Consider the following 5,817-nt stretch of genomic DNA (forward strand, 5'->3'; position numbering starts at 1 on the left):
GTTCAACGCCGGCCAGAAGATCTACGCGGCCTGGATCGCCGGTGCCACGCTCGTCATGCCGGGCACCGGCCTGATGATGTGGTTCACCCACCTCACCCCGTTGGTGTGGCGCACCGGCGCGACCTTCGTCCACGACTGGCTGGCCCTGGCCGTCGGCATCGTCCTCGCCGACCACATCGGCACGGCCCTGGCGGATCCGGAGGCCCGTCGCGGCATGCGCACGGGCCGGGTCGGCCGGGACTGGGCGGAACACGAACACCCGCTCCGGCGCCCCTGACCCGACAGGCCCCTCGACGGAGAACGGGTCCGCCCGCCCCTCGACGAGGAGCGGGCGGACCCGTGGCCGTCGTCCCCCTAAAGGATCAGCGACAGCAGCAGGACCAGGGCGCCCGCGACCACCGAGATGATGGTCTCCATGATCGACCAGGTCTTGATCGTCTGGCCGACGTTCAGCCCGAAGTACTCCTTCACCAGCCAGAACCCGGCGTCGTTGACGTGGCTGAAGAAGAGCGAGCCGGCGCCGATGGCCAGCACCAGCAGGGCCGCGTGCGTGGTCGACATGTCGGCGGCGAGCGGCGCCACCAGACCGGCGGCCGACACGGTCGCCACGGTCGCCGAACCGGTCGCCAGCCGGATCGCCACCGCGATCAGCCAGGCCAGCAGCAGCGCCGGGATCGACCAGTCCTCGGAGATCTCCAGGATCATCCGGCCCACGCCGGTGTCGATCAGCGTCTGCTTGAAGCCGCCGCCCGCACCGACGATCAGCAGGATGCCCGCGATCGGCGCGAGCCCCTTCTCGACCAGGGACGAGATCCGCTCCCGGCTGAACCCGGCGGGCACGCCGAGGGTGAAGATGCCGGCCAGTACGGCCGCGAGCAGCGCGATCAGCGGGGAGCCGATCACGTCGAAGACGCGCTGCACGGTGTTCTCGGGGTCGTCGACGATGATGTCGACGAGCGCCTTGGCGAGCATCAGCACGACCGGCAGCAGGATCGTGGCCAGCGTCGGGCCGAAGCCGGGACGCTTCTCCAGGTCCTCGGAGGGCCGCTGCGGGATCATCCGCTCCGGGGCCGGGACGTCCACCCAGCGGGCGGCGTACTTCGAGAACAGCGGACCGGCGATGATCACCGTCGGTATGGCGACGAGCACGCCCAGCGCCAGCGTCACACCGAGGTTGGCGCCGACCGCGTCGATCGCGACCAGCGGGCCGGGGTGCGGCGGGACCAGACCGTGCATCACGGACAGACCGGCGAGCGCGGGGATGCCGATGCGCATCAGGGAGTAGTTGCCGCGCTTGGCGACCATCAGCACCACCGGGATCAGCAGCACCACGCCGACCTCGAAGAACAGCGGCAGGCCGATCACCGAGGCGATCAGCACCATCGCCCACGGCATGGAACGGCCGCTCGCCTTGGCGAGGATGGTGTCGACGATCTGATCGGCGCCACCGGAGTCGGCGAGCATCTTGCCGAGGATGGCGCCGAGGGCGATCAGGACGCCCACACCGGCGACGGTGGAGCCGAGCCCGGCGCTGAAGCTGGTGATCACCTTGTCCAGCGGCGCCCCGGCGAACGCGCCGAGCGCCAGTGACCCGATCGTCAGCGACAGGAAGGCGTGCAGTTTGAACTTGGTGATGAGCAGGACGATGACGGCGATGCCCGCCAGGACGGCGATGCCCAGCTGAGCGTGGCCGGCCGAGGTGATCGGCTCGGGGGCGTCCGCTGCCAGCATCTCGACGCTGAGTCTGGTCACGGGGGTTCCTTGGGAGTACGGGGAGTCGGGGAGGAGGCCGGGGAGACGGGGGACGCCCCCGGCCGTGCGGATCCGGGAGGGCCTCAGGCAGCCGGCTCGGGGAGGGCCCGGAGGGCGGCGGCCGCCCGCTCGGTGATCTCCTCCGGGCCGCCCGTCACGTCCACGGCGACCCCGGCCTCGTCCCGCTCCAGCGGCTGGAGCGTGGCGAACTGGGAGTCGAGCAGTGCCGTGGGCATGAAGTGCCCCTTCCGGTGCGACATCCGGTCCTCGATGAGCGCGCGGTCACCGGTGAGGTGCACGAAGACCACGCCGGGCGCGGCGGCCCGCAGCCGGTCGCGGTACGACCGCTTCAGCGCCGAGCAGCTGACCACCCCGCCGAGCCCTGCCCGCCCGTGCGCCCAGGAGCCGATGGCGTCCAGCCAGGGCCACCGGTCCTCGTCGGTGAGCGGGGTACCGGCCGACATCTTGGCGATGTTGGCCTGCGGGTGGAAGTCGTCGCCCTCGGCGTAGGGGACGCCGAACCGGGCCGCGAGCAGGGGACCGATGGTGGTCTTCCCGGTGCCCGCGACACCCATGACCACGACGACATGGGGGGTGTTCATCGCTGCCTCACTGTCTGCTGTCTTCGTCGACGCGTGATGTCGACGCAACTGAAACCTATTAGGTACGACGAATTCAAGAGTCTGTGACATATAAGTCTGACTTTTTGTTCCCGTGATCCACCCCGTACTCTGAGTGCATGAGCACCACGGGCCGGGGGCTGCACGGCCGCGTACTGGACACCCTCGGCCCCGAGATCACCGCGGGCGAGTACCCGCCCGGCAGCGTCCTCCGCACCGACGAACTCGCCCAGCGTTTCGACGTGTCGCGCTCCGTGATGCGCGAGGTGGTCCGCGTCCTGGAGTCCATGCACCTGGTCGAGTCACGCCGCCGCGTCGGCGTGACGGTGCTCCCGGCCTGCGAGTGGAACGTCTACGACCCCCAGGTCATCCGCTGGCGCCTGGCCGGCGCGGACCGTCCCCGGCAACTGCGCTCCCTCACGGTGCTGCGCTCGGCGGTCGAACCCGTCGCGGCGGGCCTGGCCGCCCGCAACGCGACCGCCGAGCAGTGCGCCGAGCTCACCGAGTGCGCGCTCGGCATGGTGGCCCACTCACGCGGTCACCAGCTGGAGGGGTACCTCTTCCACGACATGGCCTTCCACCGCGTGATCCTGACCGCCTCCGGCAACGAGATGTTCGCCCGCCTCGGCGACGTCGTCGCCGAGGTCCTGGCCGGCCGTACCCACCACGACGTCATGTTCGAGGACCCCGACCCGGCCGCCGTCACCCTGCACGTCCAGGTCGCGGAGGCGGTCCGCGAGCGCGACGCGGCCCGCGCGGAGGAACTGACCCGCCAGATCACCGTGGGCGCCCTCCAGGAACTGGACATCCTGGCGCCGTAGCCGTGCGCTAGTCCAGGAACTCCCCGTCGACGTACACCCACGCCCCGCCGACCCGCTCGAACCGGCTGCGCTCGTGCAGCGAGCCGCCCCGGTAGGACGCCCGGAAGGTCACCGTCCCGGTGGAGTGGAAGGCGGACCCGCCGTCCGTGTCCAGGATCTCCAGCCCGGTCCACCGCATCCGCGGATCGAGGTCGATCCGCTCCGGCCGGGTCCGGGGGTGCCAGGTCCGCAGCAGATAACCGGCGTCCTGCCGCACGAACGCGCAGTACCGCGACCGCATCAGCCGCTCGGCGGTCGGCGCGGCGGCCGCCCCGATGGGGGTCCCCCCGGCCGAGCGGAGCCGAGACTGGGAGAGGAAGCGGCCGCAGCACGCCTCGTACGCCTCCGGCAGCCCGCAGGGGCAGGAACGAGAGGCCCGAGTGGTCCGTGTGGTGCGAGTGGACATGGTCACCCTCCGCGACAACGCCCGAGGGCCGCGACCTCGTGGTCGCGGCCCTCGCGCTTCGTGTGTCCGAGGGGGGACTTGAACCCCCACGCCCGATAAAGGGCACTAGCACCTCAAGCTAGCGCGTCTGCCATTCCGCCACCCGGACAAGGTGTCTGTCGCGCGGGTTTCCCCCCGCGGCGACGACGTAAACATTACCAGGTGTTCCGGGGTGGCTGGATCACCCCGCTCCCGCCGCTTCTCGCGTGAACGCCGCGTGGCGGCACGGACCGGGTCTTGGGGCCCGTGCGGCGGGGAGAGAGGATGAGGGGGACCACCAGCAGGGACAGCGGGAGGAAGCACGTGAGCGAGACGGACACGACCAGGAGCGTCACCGGCGAGGACGAGGTCGTGGACCTCTGCCGCGAGCTGATCCGGATCGACACCAGCAACTACGGCGACCACTCGGGCCCCGGTGAGCGCGAGGCGGCCGAGTACGTCGCCGAGAAGCTCGCCGAGGTGGGCCTCGAACCGCGGATCCTCGAGTCGCACCGGGGCCGCGCCTCCACGGTGGCCCGGATCGAGGGGGAGGACCCCTCCCGGCCCGCGCTGCTGATCCACGGCCACACCGACGTCGTACCGGCCAACGCCGACGACTGGACCCACCACCCCTTCTCCGGCGAGATCGCCGACGGGTGCGTGTGGGGGCGCGGCGCGGTCGACATGAAGGACATGGACGCCATGACGCTGGCGGTCGTCCGCGACCGGCTGCGCAGCGGACGCAAGCCCCCGCGCGACGTCGTCCTCGCCTTCCTCGCCGACGAGGAGGCCGGCGGCACCTACGGCGCCAAGTACCTCGTCCGCGAGCACCCCGAGCTGTTCGAGGGCGTCACCGAGGCGATCGGCGAGGTCGGCGGCTTCTCCTTCACCGTCAACGAGAAGCTGCGCCTCTACCTCGTCGAGACCGCCGAGAAGGGCATGCACTGGATGCGGCTCACCGTCGACGGCACGGCCGGCCACGGCTCGATGACCAACGACGACAACGCGATCACCGAGCTGTGCGAGGCCGTGGCCCGCCTCGGCCGGCACACGTGGCCGGTCAGGGTCACCAAGACCGTACGGGCCTTCCTGGACGAGCTCTCCGACGCGCTCGGCACCGAGCTCGACCCGGAGAACATGGACGAGACCCTCGCCAAGCTCGGCGGCATCGCCCGCATGATCGGCACCACGCTGCGCAACTCGGCGGCGCCCACCATGCTGGGCGCCGGCTACAAGGTCAACGTCATCCCCGGCCAGGCCACCGCGCACGTCGACGGGCGCTTCCTGCCCGGCTACGAGGAGGAGTTCCTCGCCGATCTCGACCGCATCCTCGGCCCGCGCGTGAAGCGCGAGGACGTGCACTCCGACAAGGCGCTGGAGACCGACTTCGACGGCCGGCTCGTCGACGCCATGCAGAGCGCGCTCAGTGCCGAGGACCCGATCGCGCGGGCCGTGCCGTACATGCTCTCCGGTGGCACCGACGCCAAGTCCTTCGACGACCTCGGCATCCGCTGCTTCGGCTTCGCTCCGCTGAAGCTCCCCCCGGAGCTGGACTTCGCGGGCATGTTCCACGGGGTCGACGAGCGGGTGCCGGTGGACGGACTGAAGTTCGGCGTGCGTGTGCTCGACCGTTTCCTGGACGCGTCCTGAAACGGCCGCCTTGCACACCAATAATCGTGCAGGCGTGCGGAGTTGACCGGGAAGGGTGAATGCGACCATAAGCTCGTAGCCTCATTAACTCCTCCTCGTTACCCGTGATGTGATCCGCGGCTTGGGATCGCATTGCCAACAAGGAGGAACAATGATCAAGAAGGTCGTCGCTGTCGCGGCTGCCACTGGTGGGCTGGTTCTCGCGGGCGCGGGCCTGGCTGCCGCCGACTCGGGTGCGCAGGGTGCCGCCGTGCACTCCCCGGGCGTCCTGTCCGGCAATGTCGTTCAGGTTCCCGTTCACGTCCCCGTGAACGTCTGCGGCAACACGGTCTCCGTGATCGGGCTGCTGAACCCCACCTTCGGCAACACCTGCATCAACCAGTGACGTTGAGCCTCGCTCTTTAGGGCATGCCCTCTGAGGGTTTGAGCCCGCCGGCCCCGGAGCGCGCGCCACGCGCTCCGGGGCCGGCCGGGGGTGGCGAACGTCGGTACCCCGGGCATCCGACGGGAC

General features: G+C 70.6%; 7 protein-coding genes and 1 tRNA gene. 4 read left to right on the forward strand and 4 right to left on the reverse strand.

The genetic code is table 11. From position 1 onward, the window contains the following. A partial coding sequence (locus RIM90_RS30010; protein ID WP_375165609.1) for a cytochrome b/b6 domain-containing protein occupies window positions 1-277 on the forward strand: 277 nt, incomplete at its 5' end. A gap of 77 nt (window positions 278-354) precedes the next feature. Here RIM90_RS30010 and RIM90_RS30015 read toward each other — a convergent pair. Together RIM90_RS30015 and RIM90_RS30020 are read right to left on the reverse strand one after the other, a co-directional pair. Further along, on the reverse strand, window positions 355-1,752 hold the full coding sequence (locus tag RIM90_RS30015; protein ID WP_309063892.1) for a gluconate:H+ symporter: 1,398 nt from the start codon (window positions 1,750-1,752) through the stop codon (window positions 355-357). An 83-nt stretch (window positions 1,753-1,835) separates the two neighbouring features. Continuing rightward, on the reverse strand, window positions 1,836-2,354 hold the full coding sequence (locus RIM90_RS30020; RefSeq protein ID WP_309063893.1) for a gluconokinase: 519 nt from the start codon (window positions 2,352-2,354) through the stop codon (window positions 1,836-1,838). A 137-nt stretch (window positions 2,355-2,491) separates the two neighbouring features. On the opposite strand from RIM90_RS30020, the gene RIM90_RS30025 reads away from it, so the two are divergent. After that, window positions 2,492-3,193, forward strand: a complete 702-nt coding sequence (locus RIM90_RS30025) for a FadR/GntR family transcriptional regulator (RefSeq protein ID WP_309063894.1) — start codon at window positions 2,492-2,494, stop codon at window positions 3,191-3,193. A gap of 7 nt (window positions 3,194-3,200) precedes the next feature. Here the strand turns inward: RIM90_RS30025 and RIM90_RS30030 are convergent, their stop codons facing one another. Next, on the reverse strand, window positions 3,201-3,638 hold the full coding sequence (locus RIM90_RS30030; protein WP_309063895.1) for a YchJ family metal-binding protein: 438 nt from the start codon (window positions 3,636-3,638) through the stop codon (window positions 3,201-3,203). A 63-nt stretch (window positions 3,639-3,701) separates the two neighbouring features. After that, a tRNA-Leu gene (locus RIM90_RS30035) sits at window positions 3,702-3,786 on the reverse strand. 194 nt (window positions 3,787-3,980) lie between these two features. Here RIM90_RS30035 and RIM90_RS30040 point away from each other — a divergent pair. Then, window positions 3,981-5,306 carry a M20/M25/M40 family metallo-hydrolase gene (locus tag RIM90_RS30040; protein ID WP_309063896.1) on the forward strand — a complete coding sequence of 442 codons (1,326 nt, stop codon included), beginning with the start codon at window positions 3,981-3,983 and terminating at the stop codon, window positions 5,304-5,306. A 151-nt stretch (window positions 5,307-5,457) separates the two neighbouring features. After that, window positions 5,458-5,691, forward strand: a complete 234-nt coding sequence (chpH, locus tag RIM90_RS30045) for a chaplin ChpH (RefSeq protein WP_309063897.1) — start codon at window positions 5,458-5,460, stop codon at window positions 5,689-5,691. Window positions 5,692-5,817 lie beyond the last annotated feature (126 nt).

The sequence above is a fragment of the Streptomyces sp. genome (genome assembly GCF_031181555.1).
Classification (GTDB): Bacteria; Actinomycetota; Actinomycetes; order Streptomycetales; family Streptomycetaceae; genus Streptomyces; species Streptomyces fimbriatus.